The sequence below is a fragment of the Klebsiella sp. CN_Kp097 genome (genome assembly GCF_040064495.1).
Classification (GTDB): Bacteria; Pseudomonadota; Gammaproteobacteria; order Enterobacterales; family Enterobacteriaceae; genus Klebsiella; species Klebsiella aerogenes.
Map to the genome: position 1 here is coordinate 50,321 of NZ_JBEAIL010000007.1, position 18,346 is coordinate 68,666.

Annotated in this window: 17 protein-coding genes and 1 pseudogene; 14 read left to right on the forward strand and 4 right to left on the reverse strand. The window is 54.7% G+C overall.

Annotated features, from left to right (window positions below):
- Positions 1 to 436: 436 nt before the first annotated feature.
- The 5 genes from ABLV07_RS10495 (at position 437) to spy (ending at position 6,046) form a co-directional block, all read left to right on the forward strand.
- Complete coding sequence (locus ABLV07_RS10495) at positions 437 to 1,657, forward strand: aspartate aminotransferase family protein (protein ID WP_015705769.1); 1,221 nt, start codon at positions 437 to 439, stop codon at positions 1,655 to 1,657.
- The gene (gene astA / locus ABLV07_RS10500; RefSeq protein ID WP_015366175.1) at positions 1,654 to 2,688 is read left to right on the forward strand and encodes an arginine N-succinyltransferase; all 1,035 of its coding nucleotides are present in this window, start codon (positions 1,654 to 1,656) and stop codon (positions 2,686 to 2,688) included. Before ABLV07_RS10495 ends, astA begins: the two co-directional genes overlap by 4 nt.
- Positions 2,685 to 4,160: a succinylglutamate-semialdehyde dehydrogenase gene (gene astD / locus ABLV07_RS10505; protein WP_048228879.1), complete on the forward strand. Its 1,476-nt coding sequence runs from the start codon at positions 2,685 to 2,687 to the stop codon at positions 4,158 to 4,160. Before astA ends, astD begins: the two co-directional genes overlap by 4 nt.
- Before the next feature lie 73 nt (positions 4,161 to 4,233).
- A complete protein-coding gene (gene astE / locus ABLV07_RS10510; protein WP_348853363.1) occupies positions 4,234 to 5,196 on the forward strand; it encodes a succinylglutamate desuccinylase in 963 nt (320 codons plus the stop codon).
- A 367-nt stretch (positions 5,197 to 5,563) separates the two neighbouring features.
- Positions 5,564 to 6,046, forward strand: coding sequence for an ATP-independent periplasmic protein-refolding chaperone Spy (gene spy, locus ABLV07_RS10515; protein ID WP_015366179.1), 483 nt, complete (start codon positions 5,564 to 5,566; stop codon positions 6,044 to 6,046).
- Between the two features lie 92 nt (positions 6,047 to 6,138).
- Here spy and cho read toward each other — a convergent pair whose 3' ends face one another.
- Both cho and nadE read right to left on the reverse strand, forming a co-directional pair.
- Complete coding sequence (gene cho, locus ABLV07_RS10520) at positions 6,139 to 7,002, reverse strand: excinuclease Cho (RefSeq protein WP_032708300.1); 864 nt, start codon at positions 7,000 to 7,002, stop codon at positions 6,139 to 6,141.
- Between the two features lie 101 nt (positions 7,003 to 7,103).
- Entirely contained in the window at positions 7,104 to 7,931 is an 828-nt protein-coding gene (gene nadE / locus ABLV07_RS10525) for an ammonia-dependent NAD(+) synthetase (protein WP_032711849.1), read from the reverse strand.
- 295 nt (positions 7,932 to 8,226) lie between these two features.
- Here nadE and osmE point away from each other — a divergent pair, with 295 nt between their 5' ends.
- From osmE to chbG, 8 genes and pseudogenes are all read left to right on the forward strand, one after another.
- Complete coding sequence (gene osmE, locus ABLV07_RS10530; protein ID WP_015366182.1) at positions 8,227 to 8,565, forward strand: osmotically-inducible lipoprotein OsmE; 339 nt, start codon at positions 8,227 to 8,229, stop codon at positions 8,563 to 8,565.
- Positions 8,566 to 8,840: 275 nt separating this feature from the next.
- A complete protein-coding gene (gene chbB, locus ABLV07_RS10535; protein WP_015366183.1) occupies positions 8,841 to 9,161 on the forward strand; it encodes a PTS N,N'-diacetylchitobiose transporter subunit IIB in 321 nt (106 codons plus the stop codon).
- Between the two features lie 70 nt (positions 9,162 to 9,231).
- Positions 9,232 to 9,297 (forward strand): annotated as a pseudogene (locus ABLV07_RS10540) (hypothetical protein); the annotation flags it as partial.
- Between the two features lie 11 nt (positions 9,298 to 9,308).
- Positions 9,309 to 10,667 (forward strand): PTS N,N'-diacetylchitobiose transporter subunit IIC, encoded by a 1,359-nt coding sequence (gene chbC / locus ABLV07_RS10545; protein ID WP_015366184.1) that lies wholly within the window; start codon positions 9,309 to 9,311, stop codon positions 10,665 to 10,667.
- A gap of 52 nt (positions 10,668 to 10,719) precedes the next feature.
- Complete coding sequence (gene chbA, locus ABLV07_RS10550) at positions 10,720 to 11,067, forward strand: PTS N,N'-diacetylchitobiose transporter subunit IIA (protein WP_015366185.1); 348 nt, start codon at positions 10,720 to 10,722, stop codon at positions 11,065 to 11,067.
- 12 nt (positions 11,068 to 11,079) lie between these two features.
- The gene (gene chbR, locus ABLV07_RS10555) at positions 11,080 to 11,919 is read left to right on the forward strand and encodes a transcriptional regulator ChbR (RefSeq protein ID WP_026612280.1); all 840 of its coding nucleotides are present in this window, start codon (positions 11,080 to 11,082) and stop codon (positions 11,917 to 11,919) included.
- Between the two features lie 102 nt (positions 11,920 to 12,021).
- Positions 12,022 to 13,368, forward strand: coding sequence for a 6-phospho-beta-glucosidase (locus ABLV07_RS10560; protein ID WP_015366187.1), 1,347 nt, complete (start codon positions 12,022 to 12,024; stop codon positions 13,366 to 13,368).
- A gap of 12 nt (positions 13,369 to 13,380) precedes the next feature.
- Positions 13,381 to 14,139 carry a chitin disaccharide deacetylase gene (gene chbG / locus ABLV07_RS10565; protein WP_348853364.1) on the forward strand — a complete coding sequence of 253 codons (759 nt, stop codon included), beginning with the start codon at positions 13,381 to 13,383 and terminating at the stop codon, positions 14,137 to 14,139.
- A 40-nt stretch (positions 14,140 to 14,179) separates the two neighbouring features.
- Here the strand turns inward: chbG and katE are convergent, their stop codons facing one another.
- Positions 14,180 to 16,438, reverse strand: coding sequence for a catalase HPII (gene katE / locus ABLV07_RS10570; RefSeq protein ID WP_116289336.1), 2,259 nt, complete (start codon positions 16,436 to 16,438; stop codon positions 14,180 to 14,182).
- Positions 16,439 to 16,610: 172 nt separating this feature from the next.
- Here katE and cedA point away from each other — a divergent pair, with 172 nt between their 5' ends.
- Positions 16,611 to 16,883, forward strand: a complete 273-nt coding sequence (gene cedA / locus ABLV07_RS10575; RefSeq protein ID WP_071609828.1) for a cell division activator CedA — start codon at positions 16,611 to 16,613, stop codon at positions 16,881 to 16,883.
- A gap of 59 nt (positions 16,884 to 16,942) precedes the next feature.
- Here cedA and ABLV07_RS10580 read toward each other — a convergent pair whose 3' ends face one another.
- Positions 16,943 to 18,334, reverse strand: a complete 1,392-nt coding sequence (locus ABLV07_RS10580; protein WP_015366191.1) for an L-cystine transporter — start codon at positions 18,332 to 18,334, stop codon at positions 16,943 to 16,945.
- Between the last annotated feature and the right edge of the window lie 12 nt (positions 18,335 to 18,346).

Here is an 18,346-nt window from a genome sequence, read left to right on the forward strand (position 1 = left end):
ACTGTGCAAGGTGAATAGTGCAAGGATGTTAGCAGAATTTCATCATGGTGGCTGCCGACAGGTGGTTAATTCTACCGATTACTGCGGTTGGCGAGCGAATCGCACAAATTATGCACCGTTTTGGCGCATGTCGCGCCAAAAAAGCGCAGATATCTACGATAAATTTCGTAGAGGATCACAATTACAGAATTATATCTTATCGCTGCATAACTTCTCGTCGTTTTCCTCTATCCAGCGCCGTTTATTTGATGATTATTCACTAATTATGCATTTTTATTGAATAGTTAGTATCTGTAACTCATTGATATCGCGTGATTGAGCTCAATTTATGCATTTTTGCCTCTGGCTGGCACGATGCGTGCAATCTACATTTACAGCGTAATAACTCATAAATTTTAACATTGTGCTTACTTTTAATTTACCGGAAGAGGTCGATATGTCTCAGTCAATTACGCGTAGCAATTTTGATCAATGGATGATGCCGGTATATGCGCCGGCGGCTTTTATTCCGGTACGCGGCGAAGGTTCACGGTTGTGGGATCAGCAGGGGAAAGAGTATATCGATTTTGCCGGCGGTATCGCGGTGAATGCGCTGGGACACGCTAATCCACAGCTAGTAAAAGCGCTGACCGAGCAGGCGGGAAAATTCTGGCATACCGGTAACGGCTATACCAACGAACCGGCGCTGCGCCTTGCCAAAAAGCTTATCGACGCCACTTTTGCCGACCGCGTTTTCTTTTGTAACTCCGGCGCCGAAGCCAACGAAGCGGCGCTGAAACTGGCGCGTAAATACGCCCACGATCATTACGGCAGCCACAAAAGCGGCATTGTCGCGTTCAAAAACGCCTTCCACGGACGCACGTTGTTCACCGTATCTGCAGGTGGCCAACCTTCCTATTCGCAGGATTTTGCGCCGCTGCCGCCGCAGATCCAACATGCTACCTATAACGACCTCGACTCGGCGCGGGCGCTGATTAATGACGACACCTGCGCGGTGATCGTCGAGCCGATGCAGGGCGAGGGCGGCGTGGTGCCGGCGAAAGCGGAATTTTTGCGCGGCCTGCGTGAACTGTGCGATCAGCACAACGCGCTACTGATTTTTGATGAGGTTCAAACTGGCGTCGGTCGTACCGGCGAATTGTATGCCTATATGCACTACGGGGTGACGCCGGATGTCCTGTCGACGGCGAAAGCGCTGGGCGGCGGCTTCCCGATCGGCGCGCTGTTGGCGACGGAAAAATGCGCCAGCGTGATGACCGTCGGCACCCATGGCACGACCTACGGTGGTAACCCACTCGCCACCGCTGTTGCCGGGGAGTTACTGTCTATCGTCAATACCCCGACGCTTTTGAACGGCGTTAAACAGCGTCACCAGTGGTTTAGCGAACGCCTGAGCGCGATTAACGCCAAATACGGCCTGTTCAAGGAAATTCGCGGACTGGGGCTGCTGATTGGCTGTGTACTGAACGACGAATATGCCGGGAAAGCTAAAGCCATTAGTACCCAGGCGGCGGAAGACGGGCTGATGGTACTGATTGCCGGGGCAAACGTCGTTCGCTTCGCTCCGGCCCTTAACGTGAGCGAGGAAGAGGTGAACACCGGTCTCGATCGCTTTGAGCTGGCCTGCCGTCACTTCCTTGCGGGAGTTTCATCATGATGGTGATCCGACCGGTTGAAAAAGCCGATTTGCCGGGGCTGATGGCCCTGGCGGGAGAAACCGGCGGCGGCCTGACGTCGCTGCCGGCGGACGAACCCACGTTGGCTGCCCGCATTGAACGCTCCCAGCGGACCTGGCGCGGCGAACTGCCGAAAAGCGAACAGGGCTATGTCTTTGTGCTGGAAGATAGCGTCAGCGGCGCGGTCGTTGGGATCTGCGCGATTGAAGTCGCCGTTGGCCTCAACGATCCCTGGTACAACTATCGGGTCGGCACGCAGGTACATGCATCAAAAGAGCTCAACGTTTATCACGCGCTGCCGACGCTGTTCCTTAGCAACGATCACACCGGCTGTAGCGAACTCTGCACGCTGTTTCTCGATCCGGCATGGCGTAAAGAGGGTAACGGCTACCTGTTGTCGAAATCGCGACTGCTGTTTATGGCCGGTTTCCGCGACCGCTTTAATGACAAAGTGGTTGCCGAGATGCGCGGCGTGATTGATGAGCATGGCTATTCGCCGTTCTGGGAAAGCCTCGGCAAGCGCTTCTTCGCGATTGAATTTTCCCGCGCCGACTATCTCTCCGGCACCGGTAAAAAAGCGTTTATCGCCGCACTAATGCCAAAACATCCGTTATATATCGACTTTCTCTCCGATGAAGCGCGGGCGGTCATCGGCCAGGTTCATCCGCAAACGGCGCCTGCGCGTGCGGTACTGGAAAAAGAAGGCTTCCGTTTTAACAACTACATCGACATTTTCGACGGCGGCCCGACGCTGGAGTGCGAAATCGACCGGGTGCGGGCGATACGCAAAAGCCGCCTGCTGACGGTGGAAGAAGGGCAGCCTGCGCCTGGAGAGTGGCCGCAGTGTCTGGTCACCAACGAGCAGTATCAGCAGTTCCGCGCCATCCTGGTCCATGCCGACCCGGATAGCGAAACGTTGCTGCTGAGCGCGCGTGAGCTGGATACGCTGAAATGCCATCCAGGCGACCGCGTACGGATGGTCCGCCTGATCCCGGAGGAGAAAGCATCATGAGTTTATGGATTAACGGCGAATGGCAAAGCGGGCGTGGCCCGCAGCGCAGTAAATATAACCCGGTCAACCAGGCGCTGCTGTGGCAGGGAAATGACGCCGACGCCGGGCAGGTCGCGCTGGCGGTTAGCGCCGCGCGTCAGGCTTTTCCCGCCTGGGCCCGCCTGCCATTTAGCGCGCGTCAGGGGATCGTCGAGAAGTTTGCGGCGCTGCTGGAAGCGAACAAAAGCCAGCTGACGGCGATTATTGCCGCTGAGACCGGTAAACCACGCTGGGAGGCGGCCACGGAAATTACCGCCATGATAAATAAGGTGGCAATCTCAGTGCGCGCCTACCATAGCCGCACCGGCGAGAGCGAGACGGCGATGGCCGACGGCGCCGCCACCCTGCGCCACCGTCCCCACGGGGTACTGGCGGTGTTCGGGCCGTATAACTTCCCGGGCCATTTACCTAACGGACACATCGTACCGGCGCTACTCGCCGGTAATACCATCGTCTTTAAACCCAGCGAGCTTACGCCGCAAAGTGGCGAAGCGGTGGTTAAACTGTGGGCTGAGGCGGGCTTACCCGCTGGAGTCGTGAATCTACTGCAGGGCGGCCGGGAGACCGGCGAGGCGCTGAGCGGGCAGGCGGATATCGACGGTCTCTTGTTCACCGGCAGCTCCGCGACCGGTTTCCAACTGCATCGTCAACTGGCCGGGCAGCCGCAAAAAATCCTCGCCCTTGAAATGGGCGGCAATAACCCGCTGATTGTTGACGAGCCGCAGGATATTGACGCAGCGGTTCACCTGACTATCCAGTCGGCATTTATCACCGCCGGGCAGCGTTGTACCTGCGCGCGCCGCCTATTGGTCAAGCGCGGCACGACGGGCGATGCGTTTTTGCAGCGTTTAGTGACGGTGTCACAACGTCTTATTCCCGGCGAGTGGGATGCGCAGCCGCAGCCGTTCCTGGGCGGGCTGGTATCGCCGCAGGCCGCGCAAAAGGTGCATCAGGCCTGGCTTGGGCACGTGGCGAGCGGCGGACAGACGTTACTGGAGCCGCGTCTGTTGCGCGACGGCACTTCGCTGCTGACGCCGGGGATCATCGACATGAGCAACGTGCAGCAGGTGGCGGATGAAGAAGTCTTTGGCCCGCTGTTGTGCGTGTGGCGCTATGACGATTTCGCGCAAGCGATCGCGATGGCTAACGCCACCCGTTTTGGTCTCTCCTGCGGATTGATTTCCGCCGAGCGCGATAAGTTCGAGCGCCTGTTGCTGGAAGCCCGCGCCGGGATAGTCAACTGGAACAAGCCGCTGACCGGCGCCGCCAGTACCGCGCCGTTTGGCGGAACCGGCGCCTCGGGAAATCATCGTCCAGGCGCCTGGTACGCCGCCGATTATTGCGCTTGGCCGATGGCCAGCCTGGAATCTGCCGAACTGGCGCTACCGGAGACGCTCAGTCCGGGTCTGGATTTTTCATCGCAGGCAAGTTGATGAAAGTTCGCGGGGCCGGGATTCTCGGCCCTGCGAGTTTTCCTCGATCCGTTTCAGTAATAGAGGAGGCGTCGTGGACGACTTTCTGGCACTAACTCTGGCGGGGCGCTGGCCGCATCATTTTCATGGCGAAACCGCCCATTTTCGTTGGCACTGGATCGATTGCGGCATCCTGCTGCTGACCCCGCATGCGCGCTGCGAACGTTCACTGGTACTCTCCTGCGGTATTCACGGCAATGAAACCGCGCCGGTGGAGATAGTCAACGCTTTGCTTCAGCAGTTGTTTAGCGGCGAACTCCCGCTGCGCTGGCGTGTGTTGGTGATATTCGGCAACCCGCCGGCGCTGCGGCAAAATAAACGCTATCTCGATAGCGATATGAACCGCATGTTCGGCGAACGCTGGCGCAAGTTCGCGCCCAGTGGGGAAACGGTGCGGGCGCGGCAGTTAGAAAGCGCTGTGACGCGTTTCTTTAGCGATAGCCATGGCGTGCGCTGGCATCTGGATATGCATACCGCTATTCGCGGCTCGCTGCATCCGCGCTTTGGGGTGTTGCCGGCACGCGAGGAGCCGTGGAGCGAAGATTTTCTCAGCTGGCTTGGCGCGGCCGAGCTGGAGGCGCTGGTGTTCCATCAACAACCGGCGGGAACCTTTACCCACTTTAGTTGCGAACGTTTTGCCGCGCTGGCCTGTACGCTGGAGTTGGGCAAAGCGCTGCCTTTTGGCGACAACGATTTAACCCAGTTCTCAGCGACGCAGCGGGCGTTAAGCAGGCTGTTGGTGGGCGATTTGGCGGTGGAAGAAGCGACTGCGCCGCTGCGCTACCGGGTGGTGCAGCAGATCACGCGCCACAGTGACCAGTTCCAGTTGCATATGTCGGGGGAGACGCTCAATTTTACGCCGTTCAGCGCCGGGACGCTGCTGGCGGAGGATGGCGAAACGCGCTATGTCGTCGAAAAGGCGCAAGAGTACGTGCTGTTTCCCAACCCCGGCGTGGCGCCAGGGCTACGGGCTGGGCTGATGCTGGAGCGGTTGTAATTTCCTTTCTTAACTATTCACAGCCGTTGTCGTTCGCGGTTGTGAATATCGAGTGAAATATCACTGCGCGCCAATCTTATTTATTTGTGCCATTGATATGGTTTGCAGATTATTCCTGGTTAAATGCTTTGTTTTTAATCTCCACTGTTTTATAATCTTCACAGTTTCCTTATAAAACAGCCTGTTATTTATTTTTTGTTGCATATCCCTCCTCATTTTCCTTATTTTCTCCACAATTGGTGAGAAAATGTTTTTTACACTTTCATTGTTTTACGCTTGCACTGACTAATTGACGATAAAGCGCGTAAAGTTAATCTCGTCAACACGGCAATGCGCCGTCAGAATAACTGATAGTAAGGACATAACCATGAAGAAGATTACTGCTCTGTTTGTTGCCTCTACGCTGGCTCTGGGTGCTGCTAACCTGGCTCACGCAGCCGATACTACCGCTACCACCCAAACCGACAGCAAACCGATGATGCACCATAAAGGTATGCCGGGTCATCACGATATGATGTTCAAAGACCTGAACCTGACCGATGCGCAAAAGCAGCAGGTTCGCGACATCATGAAAAGCCAACGCCAGAACATGAAACGTCCGTCCCTTGACGAACGTCGCGCCATGCACGATCTGATCGCCAGCGATACTTTCGACAAAGCGAAAGCCAGCGCGCAGATTGATAAGATGGAAGCACAGCATAAAGAGATGATGCTTTCCCGCATGGAAACCCAGAACAAGATTTACAACATCCTGACGCCGGAACAGAAAAAACAGTTCAATGCGAATTTTGAGAAGCATCTGACAGAACGTAAAGCGCCGGAAGGTAAAATGCCTGCACCTGCTGAGTAACTCAGCGCGCGGAATGAAGACCGCCGGTCTTGCCCAATCATTGCCATTAAGGCTTTGGGCAGGGCCGGCGGTTTTTTACGTTTGCGAAATCATTAGCCAAGAAGGTGCAGCGGATACTCACCGCTGAGCAATGGCTTACAAAGAATCTTGTAGCCATCGTGATCGAAACCGGCAGGCAGTGTGGTGAGTTTAGCGGCTTGCGCCAGTGAATCTACCGCGCCCAGCCACAGCCAGTTATGAATGATATGGTACTGAACCATATCCGGGCCGCGCTCTTCCAGTGCCACCGGACCCGCCCACGGCCAGCACACCAGCTGAAGCTTACTCATTTGCGCCAGCAGCCGCTGGTTATGATCTTCGACGCTCTCTTTACCACAGCAGGCGCCGGCGCAGCGCCCCAGTGCGGAACGAAAACAGGCGCGCCCGCGACTCAGCGGCTCCAGCCCCAGAATGCCATAACACAGACGGTGCTCATCGGCGATGGTTTGTAGCGCCTGTAATGCCGCGCGGCGGTTAGCGAACAGGCCGTACAGGTGCTGCTGATGGGAGAAATCGACTTCTCGCGCATACACAACTTGCGGTTTACCCGACTCCAGCAGCCAGGAGCAGAGCTGTTTATTACGCCGCAGTCGTTTATTAAACAGCGGCTGCTGTTCTTTAATTAACCGCGCTTCAAGTAACAGCGCGCCTAATTCACCGGCGGTGCGTTGCCAACTGATGCGTCGCGCCTGGCGCAACATGGAGGCCTCATCAGCGGTACGCAAATGCGACAGCACCCGGCTGCGGATATTCACGCTCTTACCAATATAAAGCGGCAGCGTCTCGCTTTCACCATGGAACTGATACACCCCAGGCAGCTTTGGCAAGGCCTCCAGCCATGGGCGCAAATGTTCGGGATACTCATAGATTGCCGCCGCCTCAAATTCCAGACGCGGGGCAGATTGTTTTCTGGCCACAACAACTCCTGATACTGTTCATGCATCCAGTATAGCAGGCGAGTTTTGCGGCGAAAAGGACAAAAAATAACCCCGGCGCTGGCCGGGGTGTCGGGAAGTCGTTACTTCTTCCAGAAATCGTCGAAGACGGTGATTGGCGGGCGGCGCTTATGCTCGGTTTTCAGATACCAGCCTTCAATGGTTTTGGCGATGTTCTCGTCCAGGGTTTTGCCTTCCAGATAGTCATCAATGTTGTCGTAGGTCACGCCTAGCGCGACTTCATCCGGCAGAGAAGGGCGGTCATCTTCGAGGTCGGCGGTCGGCTGCTTCATATAAAGGTGCTCAGGACAGCCCAACTGCGCCAGTAGCTGTTTGCCCTGACGTTTATTGAGACGGAAGATCGGGTTAATGTCGGTACCGCCATCGCCGTATTTGGTAAAGAAGCCGGTGATCGCTTCTGCGGCATGGTCTGTTCCCACGACCACGCCTTTGGTCATGCCGGCGATACTGTATTGCGCTTTCATTCGCTCACGGGCTTTCTCGTTGCCGCGAACAAAGTCGCTCAGCTCAATACCCGCTTCTCGCAACGCCTGCTCGCTGGCCAGCACCGCGCCTTTGATATTGACCGTCAGCACGCGGTCGGGCTGGATAAATTCGATGGCATCCTGGCAATCCTGCTCATCGGCCTGGACGCCATAAGGCAGGCGCACGGCGATAAATTGCAGGCTGCGATCGCCGCTTTCCGCGCGCAGCTCATCGATCGCCATCTGGCATAGTTTGCCGGTAAGGGTCGAATCCTGGCCGCCGCTAATGCCGAGCACCAGTGATTTAATGAACGGATAGGTCTGCAGATAGGATTTCAGGAAATCCACGCTGCGGCGAATTTCGCCTTCGACATCAATCTGCGGCTTCGCGCCCAGCGCCTGAATAATTTGTTGTTGAAGCGTCATTACGCCCTCCGGAAAGTGAGCCTGTATGGCAACCAGCATGGTCTAAAACTACCTCTTTGCTGCTGAAACGACAAGGCTGGTACCGCTGACTGACGGAAAAGAAGGCAACCAATGGCATAGCATTTATTTATGGTGCGGGAAAACATCGGTAGTGGAGTATGTTCCGTCGCTGATTTTTTGCACACATCTGGTTACCAGAAAAGTTCTGAATTTACATGAATTCGACGTTTGGCTTGAAAAATAACGCTTTTTATTCCAGGCTTAAAACACGCCGATTACATAATGAGGACGGAATATGAACAAAAAATTAGCAGGATTGATGGGCGCAGCAGCAGTATTAACCATGCTGGCAGGGTGTACGGCCTATGACCGCACCAAAGATCAGTTCACACAGCCAGTTGTTAAGGATGTCAAAAAAGGCATGACCCGTAGCCAGGTTATGCAGATTGCCGGTAAACCGTCGTCTGAAGTCACCATGATTCACGCGCGCGGAACCTGCCAGACTTATATCCTGGGTCAACGGGATGGTAAAATTGAAACCTACTTTGTCGCGCTGGACGAGACCGGCCACGTGATGAACTCCGGCTACCAGACCTGCGCCGAGTACGACACCGATCCGCGTAACAACAAATAACTACGCGTCACAAGCTGAGAGCTACGAAAGCCCGACTATTGGTCGGGCTTTTTTATGGCGGCTAATGCTTATTTAATTGCGCGAATTATTTGGGGGAAATGTGAGGGTAGTCAAAACGCGAGGTCAATGAGAGACAATTCTGTTCAACAGGGAATTATCCTGCCGCCAAATGTTGCCGTATACTCAATGCATAAACAAAACTAACCGCAAGTTACCAGTCTTACCGGCTCTCAGCCATTGCTGAAGCCCAGGTCCTACACATTGAGGAAGCGTTCATGGAAAAGAAACATATCTATCTGTTCTGCTCGGCTGGCATGTCCACTTCATTACTGGTCTCCAAAATGCGCGCCCAGGCGGAAAAGTATGAAGTCCCGGTAATTATTGAAGCGTATCCTGAAACGCTGGCCGGTGAAAAAGGACCGGAAGCTGATGTTGTATTATTAGGACCCCAAATCGCTTATATGCTGCCGGAAATTCAACGTCTGCTGCCAAACAAGCCGGTAGAGGTCATTGATTCCATTCTGTACGGTAAAGTCGATGGTTTAGGTGTATTGAAGGCGGCCGTCGCGGCCATTAAGAAAGCTGCAGCACAATAATTTTATTTTTTAAACTCGCGATATGTTGGCGTCTGGTGGTTAATTAATACTAGCCGCCACTATATTCAACAGTTTATTTTCCCGTCAAAGAGTAATTTCATACATCATCGCCGTAATATTTTATTGCGGCTTTTAAGGGTATTGACTATGAGTAAAGTGATCGATTCGCTTGAAAAGGTACTCCTTCCTTTTGCAGTTAAAATAGGAAAGCAACCGCACATTAATGCGATTAAAAACGGCTTTATTAAATTAATGCCGCTGACCCTCGCCGGGGCCATGTTCGTATTAATCAACAACGTTTTTCTGAGCTTTGGTGAAGGTTCTTTCTTTTATTCAATGGGGATTCGCCTGGATGCCTCCACCATTGAAACCTTAAACGGCTTTAAAGCCATCGGCGGTAATGTTTACAACGGTACGTTGGGCATTATGTCGCTGATGGCGCCGTTCTTTATCGGCGCCGCGCTGGCCGAAGAGCGTAAAGTCGACCCTATGGCAGCTGGTCTGCTGGCGGTCGCCGCCTTTATGACCGTCACGCCTTATAGCGTGGGTGAAGCCTATGCCGTCGGCGCCAACTGGCTCGGCGGGCAGAACATCATCTCCGGGATGATTATCGGCCTGGTGGTGGCGGAACTGTTCACCTTTGTCATTCGCCGCAACTGGGTCATCAAACTGCCGGATAGCGTGCCGTCATCGGTATCGCGCTCCTTCTCGGCGCTGATCCCGGGCTTCCTGATTTTGTCGGTCTTCGGCATTATTTCGTGGATTCTGTCAAACTACGGCAGCAACTTCCATCAGATCATCATGGACTCCATCTCCACGCCGCTGGCGGCGATGGGCAGCGTCGTTGGCTGGGCGTACGTTATCTTTAACTCCCTGCTGTGGTTCTTCGGGGTGCACGGTTCGCTGGCGCTGACGGCGCTGGATAACGGCATTATGACGCCGTGGGCGCTGGAAAACATCGCGCTGTATAACCAGTATGGCTCTGTCGACGCGGCCATTGAAGCCGGCAAACAGTTCCACTTCTGGGCGAAGCCGATGCTCGACTCCTACATCCTGCTGGGTGGTTCCGGTGCGACGCTGGGTCTGATTATCGCCATCTTCATCGCTTCTCGCCGCGCCGATCATCGTCAGGTGGCTAAACTGGCGCTGCCGTCAGGCATCTTCCAGATTAACGAACCGATTCTGTTCGGCCTGCCGATCATCATGAACCCGGTCATGTTCATCCCGTTCGTGCTGGTACAACCGATTCTGGCCGCGATTACGCTGGCCGCTTACAGCCTGGGCATTATCCCACCAGTGACCAACCTGGCGCCGTGGACGATGCCAACCGGTTTGGGGGCCTTCTTTAACAGTAACGGTAGCGTTGCTGCCCTGTTGGTCGCGCTCTTCAACCTTTGTGTCGCTACTGCCGTGTACCTGCCGTTCGTCATCCTGTCGAACAAAGCGCAGAGCACCATCGAGCAGGAAGAAAGCGAAGAAGATATTGCTAACGCACTGAAATTCTGATGTCGAGCGGTACGGGCTCTCCCCGTACCGCCTGAGAAACGAGGGAAATATTATGTTTGATCTGGATAACATCGACGCGGTAGAAACCCCGGAAAATGACCTCGAAGAGGTGGTGATGGGGCTGATTATCAACTCCGGACAGGCGCGTAGCCTGGCCTATGCGGCGCTGAAGCAGGCGAAGCAGGGAGATTTTGCCGCCGCGAAATCGATGATGGAGCAATCGCGAATGGCGCTGAGTGAAGCGCATCGCGTCCAGACCCAGCTTATTGAAAGCGATGAAGGCGAGGGCAAGATGAAGGTGAGTCTGGTGCTGGTTCATGCGCAGGATCATCTGATGACCTCAATGCTGGCCCGTGAACTGGTGGCCGAATTGATCGAGCTGCACGAGAAGGTACAATAGGCTATCCGAACGATGAGGCAGCCGAAAATGATGACCACAGAGATCAGTACCGCCAGGGAACAACAGCTCTTCAACGGGAAAAACTTTCATGTGGTCATCTATAACAAAACGGAGAGCGTGAGCGGGCTTCACCAGCATGATTACTACGAGTTCACTATCGTTTTAACCGGGCGCTATTATCAGGAAATTAATGGCAAACGGGTGCTGCTGGAGCGCGGGGATTTTGTTTTCATCCCAATGGGGTCGCACCATCAGAGCTTTTATGAATTTGGTGCGACGCGCATTCTTAACGTTGGCATCAGCAGACGCTTCTTTGAGAAACATTATCTGCCGCTGCTGCCGTTCGGGCTGGTCGCCTCTCAGGTCTATGCGGTGCAAAGCGCCTTTCTCAGCTATATCGAGTCGGTTATTGCTTCACTGAATTTTCGCGAGACTGAATTTGACGAATTTATTGAACTGGTCTCGTTTTACACCATTAACCGCTTGCGTCATTATCGTGAAGAGCCCGTTGAAGATGTGATCCCTCACTGGCTGAAAAATACCGTAGAGGATATGCACGATAAAAATAAATTTGGCGAAAGCGCGCTGGAAAATATGGTGCAATTGTCCGGGAAAACGCAAGAATATTTAACCCGGGCGACCCAGCGCTATTATGGTAAGACGCCGATGCAGATCATTAATGATATCCGCATCAATTTCGCGAAAAAACAGCTGGAAATCACCAACTATTCGGTCACTGATATTGCGTATGAATCAGGATATAGCAGCCCAAGTCTGTTTATTAAAACGTTCAAAAGGCTGACTTCATTTACGCCAAGCAGTTATCGCAAACAACTGACCAATATTAATTAACTCGCAGCGGTATTTACCGCGCGGTTTATTCATTCAAGTTAACTGTCCGCATTTATGCGGAGAGCGGTCTACGTCTACGCGTAGCGCCTAAGGGAGAGAGATATGAGCCAGAAATTAAAAGTCGTGACTATTGGCGGCGGCAGCAGCTATACCCCGGAATTACTGGAAGGTTTCCTCAAACGCTATCACGAGCTGCCGGTAACGGAACTGTGGCTGGTGGACGTGGAAGAAGGGCAGGAAAAGCTCGATATCATCCATGCGCTGTGCCAGCGGATGGTGGAAAAAGCCGGCGTGCCGATGAAAGTCTACAAAACTCTCGATCGCCGCGCGGCGCTGGAAGGGGCGGATTTCGTCACCACGCAGCTGCGCGTTGGCCAGCTGAAAGCGCGTGAAAAAGATGAACGTATCCCGCTAAGCCATGGCTATCTTGGCCAGGAAACCAACGGTGCGGGCGGTCTGTTTAAAGGTCTGCGTACCATCCCGGTGATTTTCGATATCGTCAAAGATGTGCAGGAAATTTGCCCCGATGCGTGGATCATTAACTTTACCAACCCGGCGGGTATGGTCACCGAGGCGGTATACCGCCATACCAATTTCAAACGCTTTATCGGCGTGTGCAACATTCCAATCGGTATGAAGATGTTTATTACCGATGTGCTGCAACTGAGCCCGAGCGATGAGTTGAATATCGATCTGTTCGGCCTTAACCACCTGGTGTTCGTTCGCGATGTGCTGGTCAATGGCGTGTCGCGCTTCGATGAACTACTGGACGGCGTGGCTTCTGGCCGTCTGACCGCGAACTCGGTGAAAAATATCTTCGACCTGCCGTTTAGCGAAGGGCTGATTCGCTCACTGCGCCTGATCCCATGCTCATATCTGCTTTATTACTTCAAGCCGAAAGAGATGCTGGCGATTGAGATGGGCGAGTACTACAAAGGCGGCGCGCGCGCTCAGGTCGTACAGAAGGTTGAAAAGCAGCTGTTCGAACTGTACAAAAATCCGGATCTGAACATTAAGCCGAAGGAGCTTGAGCAGCGCGGCGGGGCTTACTACTCTGATGCCGCCTGCGAGGTGATTAATGCCATCTACAATGATAAGCAGGCCGAGCACTATGTGAATATTCCGCACCATGGCCATGTTGATAATATTCCGGCCGACTGGGCGGTAGAAATGACCTGCACGCTGGGCCGCGACGGCGCGAAGCCCACGCCGCGAATCACGCATTTTGATGAAAAAGTGTTGGGGCTGATTTATACCATCAAAGGCTTTGAAGTGGCGGCCAGCCAGGCGGCAATGAGCGGTGAGCTCAATGATGTGCTGCTGGCGCTCAATTTAAGCCCGCTGATTCATTCGGATCGTGATGCCGAACAGTTGGCGCGGGAGATGATCCTCGCCCATGAGAAGTGGCTGCCGAACTTTGCAGCGACTATCGAAAAACTGAAACAGTAACGGGAGCGGCCGATGGAACGCGTATTGATCGTTAACGCCGATGATTATGGCCTGAGCAAAGGGCAGAATTACGGCATTATCGAAGCCTGCAAGAATGGACTGGTGACATCGACTACGGGGTTGGTCAACGGCGCGGCTATCGGCCACGCCGCCCAATTAAGCCGTAGCCTGCCTGAGCTGGCGGTAGGCATGCACTTTGTGTTGACGCTGGGCGAGCCATTATCGGCGATGCCGGGGTTAACCCGCGACGGGCGGTTGGGCAAATGGATTTGGCAGATGGCGGAAGAGGACAGCCTGCCGTTGGATGAGATCGCCCACGAACTGGAGTGTCAGTACCGGCGTTTTATCGAACTGTTTGGTTGCGAACCAACGCATATCGACAGCCACCACCATGTGCATATGATCGCGCAGATCTATCCCATTGTCGCCGCCTTTGTGCGCGAAAAGGGCGTCGCTTTGCGTATCGATCGTCAGGTGGCGGCGCTGAATGGCCTCGACCAGGATGCGGCGCGCAGTAGCGATGGCTTCAGCAGCGAATTTTATGGTGAAGCGGTTTCACAAGCGCTGTTCCTGCAGACGCTGGATGCGTCGATTGAACGGCAGGAAAACTCGCTGGAAGTGATGTGTCATCCGGCATTTGTCGATAACACCATTATGTGCAGCGCTTACTGCTATCCGCGGCTGACCGAACTGGACGTGCTGACGTCCGGCGAACTGAAGTACGCTATTGCGGAACGTGGCTACCGGCTCGGAAACTATCGCGACGTATAAAGAGAGGAAAGCCCGGCAGCCATAACTGCCGGGCTTTTTGTTACGCGGGTATGGCCGCAACTTTACTGCTTCTTGACCAGACGCGATGCGCGGCCAGTAGCGTCAGCAGTTTATCGACGCTAAGCGTGTTAATCGCGTCGCATTCGATAACCCCTTCTTCACCCGTAGCGGGCACCTGTAGCAGCGAACTAAACTGCCGCGCATCGCCCGCCAGTAAAATGGGCTTCAGATGCTTATAGGCTTCCAGCAGATAGTAGCGGGCATCGCCGTTATCGCTGATGCTGCTCAGATCGCCGCCGGGAACGATAACCGCATCAACCGTCAACGACGGCGAGCCAGCGAAGGTTCCGGCGATCGGTAGCATCGATCCATCATCGGCGCTGACTTCGCCCATACGCGAATAGAGCAGTTTGCTGTGAACGCCTCTGGCCTGTAGCGCCTGTAGCAGGTTGAGTACATCCTGCGCGCAGGTCTTCTCGTTGAGTAATACCGCGACAATTCGTCCTTTTACGTCGCCATCGCCATCGGCGTAAAGGCTGAGGGTCGGGTCTTTCTCCACGCCGTTAACCGGCGCAGGCGGCGCTATATTCCGCTGCTCATCGCTGAGTTCGATACCGAGATTGTTGGCTACCGCTTCCGCCAGCCCGATATCAATATGCGCCAGATGATCGACCACCCGCTCGCGGATCCAGACTCTGACCACTTTGCTCAGCTCAAAACTAAAGCCGCCGATAATGTGCTGCTGCTCAATCGGCGTCTGGCTGAGCCAGAACAGGCGAGGCTGGGCGTAGTACTCGCCGAAGGAGGGGCTACGGTTACGGATTTTCTCGCCATCAACGCGTTCCGCCAGCGATTCAAAGCCGCCGCGTTTCGGCGCCGGCGGCGTTTCACGAGGCCAGTTATCGTTGATAGAGTTGGGTTCATAGTTTGCCGGATTGGTATCAATCTCCATTCGGTGCATGCCGTCACGCTGGAAATTATGATACGGGCAGGTAGGGCGGTTAATCGGAATTTCGTGGAAATTTGGCCCACCGAGGCGGCTAATTTGCGTATCGGTATAGGAGAAGAGTCGCCCTTGTAACAGCGGATCGTTACTAAAATCGATACCCGGCACAATATGACCCGGATGGAATGCCGCCTGTTCGTTCTCAGCGAAGAAGTTGTCGGGGTTACGGTTAAGCACCATTTTGCCGACTCGTTGAACGGGCACCAGCGCTTCCGGAATGAGCTTGGTCGGATCCAGCAGATCGAAGTCAAAATTGAACTCGTTTTCCTCCGGAATTAACTGCAGGCCGAGCTCGAATTCCGGATAATCGCCAGCCTCGATGGCTTCCCACAGATCGCGGCGATGGAAGTCCGGATCGCGGCCTGTTAATTTCTGCGCCTCATCCCATACCAGTGATGCTTTACCGGCCACCGGCTTCCAGTGGAAGCGCACAAAGGTAGCCTTCCCTTCGGCGTTAATCAGGCGGAAGGTATGAATACCGAAACCTTCCATCGTGCGATAGCTGCGCGGCAGGCCGCGGTCGGACATCGCCCACATGACGTTATGCAGCGTTTCCGGCTGTAGCGAAACATAATCCCAGAAGGTGTCATGGGCGCTTTGTCCCTGCGGGATTGCCCAGTGCGGTTCGGGTTTCACCGCATGAACAAAGTCGGGAAATTTAATCGCATCCTGGATAAAGAAAATTGGCGTGTTGTTGCCCACCAGGTCGAAAATGCCCTCTTCGGTATAGAATTTGGTGGCGAAGCCGCGGATATCGCGCACGGTATCGGCTGAACCCGCGCCGCCCTGAACGGTAGAGAAGCGGACAAAAACGGGGGTGATTTTTTCCGGCGCGGACAGAAAATCGGCTTTGGTAATTTCTTTCAGGCTTTTGTAAGGCTGGAAATAGCCGTGTGCGGCGGAACCGCGAGCATGAACGATACGCTCGGGAATGCGTTCATGGTCAAAGTGGGTAATTTTCTCACGCAGGATAAAATCTTCCAGCAACGTTGGTCCGCGGTTGCCGGCGCGCAACGAATTTTGATCGTCGGCGATGCGTACCCCCTGATTGGTGGTCAGCGGGAAGTTTTCACCACCTTTACGCTGCGGCTCGAGGGTATCTAATTTAATGCTGTGGGTATCCGGCGCTTTCAGGCTACCCGGCGCCGTCGGCTCTTCCCCGGGGGCGGTTGGCTGGGGGGTAGGGCGCCACTCACGGTCTTCTGGCGCCAGTGAATCGAGGCCCGGTTTTGCTTCGTCGCTATCGTGTACCGGAGCCTGTCGGCTGTGTGGGTCGTGGTGTTTTTCTGACATCTGCTCGTCTCCTGCTTTCATTGCTAAAAGTGGTCGTTGCTAAACCAAAACCCTTCTAACTATAGAACATTGTGCTGAGGATGCTGCTCAGGTAGGAATAGAGTTATCCTAAAATGCGCATTGGCCCATGGGGGGCGACGAAAAGGGAGGCGATCGGCTATGATAGGGGTTTATGTTCCCGCTTTGCTTAGTGAATCCATCTGTTATGAAATCATTGCGCCAACAAAATCGCCCTATCATTAGCTACGTGCCGCGCGTCGAGCCTGCGCCGCCGGATCATGCCGTTAAAATGGACCATTTTCGCGATGTCTGGATATTGCGGGGCAAATATGTCGCCTTTGTACTGATGGGCGAGCGTTTCCGCCGTTCACCGGCGTTCACCGTGCCGGAATCGGCGCAGCGTTGGGCTAATCAGATACGCCAGGAAGGTGAATTAGAGGCCTGACCTCGTGGGTAAAATAAAAAAGCCGCTGAAATTCAGCGGCTTTTTTGTGGCTGTTAACGTTAGCGATGCGCCAGTTCGGCGTCTTCTTCGCTATCGAGGATGGCTTTATCCGTCTGGCGCAGCCACTGACTGGTCAGCGTGCCGGCGGTCATTGAACCGTTAACGTTGAGGGCGGTACGGCCCATATCAATCAGCGGCTCGACGGAAATCAACAGTGCGACCAGCGTGACCGGCAGACCCATCGCCGGCAGCACGATCAAGGCCGCGAAGGTGGCGCCGCCGCCAACGCCGGCTACGCCCGCGGAGCTCACGGTGACGATACCCACGAGGGTGGCAATCCACATTGGATCCAGCGGGTTGATGCCAACGGTTGGCGCGACCATTACCGCCAGCATTGCCGGATAGATACCGGCGCAGCCGTTCTGGCCAATCGTCGCGCCGAATGAGGCGGAGAAGCTGGCAATGGATTCCGGTACGCCCAGACGGCGCGTCTGCGCTTCCACGTTCAGCGGAATAGAAGCCGCGCTGGAACGGCTGGTGAAGGCGAAGGTAATCACCGGCCAGACTTTACGGAAATACTTCAGCGGACTGACGCCATTGACGGCTAACAGCAGACCGTGCACCACAAACATGATGCCCAGCGCGATGTAAGAAGCCACTACGAAACCGCCGAGCTTGATGATGTCGTGCAGGTTGGAACCGGCAACCACTTTGGTCATCAGCGCCAGCACGCCGTACGGAGTTAACTGCATCACCAGACGCACCAGCTTCATCACCCAGCCCTGCAGCGTGTCGATGGCGGTCAGGACGCGTTGGCCTTTCTCCACATCGTCTTTCAGCAGCTTCAGCGCCGCGACGCCAAGGAACGCCGAGAAGATAACGATACTGATGATCGAGGTCGGGTTTGCGCCGGTCAAATCGGCAAACGGGTTTTTCGGCACAAACGACAGGATCAGCTGCGGAACGCTCAGATCTGATACTTTACCGACATAGTTGCTCTGGATGGCGTTCAGACGGGCGGTTTCCGCGCTGCCCTGTACCAGGCCTTCAGCGGTGAGGCCAAACAGGTTGGTCACCAGTACGCCGACCAGCGCGGCGATAAGGGTGGTGAACAACAGCGTACCGATGCTCAGGAAACTGATTTTACCCAGCTGTGAGGCATTGTGCAGGCGCGCCACCGCGCTCAGAATAGAGGCGAAGACCAGCGGCATAACGATCATCTGCAGCAGTTGCACATAGCCGTTACCGACGATATTGAACCACTGAATAGAATCTTTCAGAACCTGGCTGTCGGAGCCGTAAACCAGCTGCAGGCCGAGACCAAAGATAACGCCGATAACGAGACCGACCAGTACTTTTTTAGCGAGGCTCCACTGTTTGTGGCGGGTTTGAGCCAGCGCAAACAGTAAAACCGCGAACACGACAACGTTCGCTATTAATGGAAAATTCATCCCCGTTCTCCT

Bases quoted from the DNA above. Each gene is read 5' to 3' on its own strand.
- ABLV07_RS10495 (WP_015705769.1), top strand. From the start codon at position 437: ATGTCTCAGTCAATTACGCGTAGCAATTTTGATCAATGGATGATGCCG.
- chbB (WP_015366183.1), top strand. From the start codon at position 8,841: ATGGAAAAGAAACATATCTATCTGTTCTGCTCGGCTGGCATGTCCACT.
- cedA (WP_071609828.1), top strand. From the start codon at position 16,611: ATGTTCCCGCTTTGCTTAGTGAATCCATCTGTTATGAAATCATTGCGC.
- chbC (WP_015366184.1), top strand. From the start codon at position 9,309: ATGAGTAAAGTGATCGATTCGCTTGAAAAGGTACTCCTTCCTTTTGCA.
- chbG (WP_348853364.1), top strand. From the start codon at position 13,381: ATGGAACGCGTATTGATCGTTAACGCCGATGATTATGGCCTGAGCAAA.
- ABLV07_RS10560 (WP_015366187.1), top strand. From the start codon at position 12,022: ATGAGCCAGAAATTAAAAGTCGTGACTATTGGCGGCGGCAGCAGCTAT.
- chbR (WP_026612280.1), top strand. From the start codon at position 11,080: ATGAGGCAGCCGAAAATGATGACCACAGAGATCAGTACCGCCAGGGAA.
- katE (WP_116289336.1), bottom strand. From the start codon at position 16,438: ATGTCAGAAAAACACCACGACCCACACAGCCGACAGGCTCCGGTACAC.
- ABLV07_RS10580 (WP_015366191.1), bottom strand. From the start codon at position 18,334: ATGAATTTTCCATTAATAGCGAACGTTGTCGTGTTCGCGGTTTTACTG.
- spy (WP_015366179.1), top strand. From the start codon at position 5,564: ATGAAGAAGATTACTGCTCTGTTTGTTGCCTCTACGCTGGCTCTGGGT.
- chbA (WP_015366185.1), top strand. From the start codon at position 10,720: ATGTTTGATCTGGATAACATCGACGCGGTAGAAACCCCGGAAAATGAC.
- astD (WP_048228879.1), top strand. From the start codon at position 2,685: ATGAGTTTATGGATTAACGGCGAATGGCAAAGCGGGCGTGGCCCGCAG.
- nadE (WP_032711849.1), bottom strand. From the start codon at position 7,931: ATGACGCTTCAACAACAAATTATTCAGGCGCTGGGCGCGAAGCCGCAG.
- astA (WP_015366175.1), top strand. From the start codon at position 1,654: ATGATGGTGATCCGACCGGTTGAAAAAGCCGATTTGCCGGGGCTGATG.
- osmE (WP_015366182.1), top strand. From the start codon at position 8,227: ATGAACAAAAAATTAGCAGGATTGATGGGCGCAGCAGCAGTATTAACC.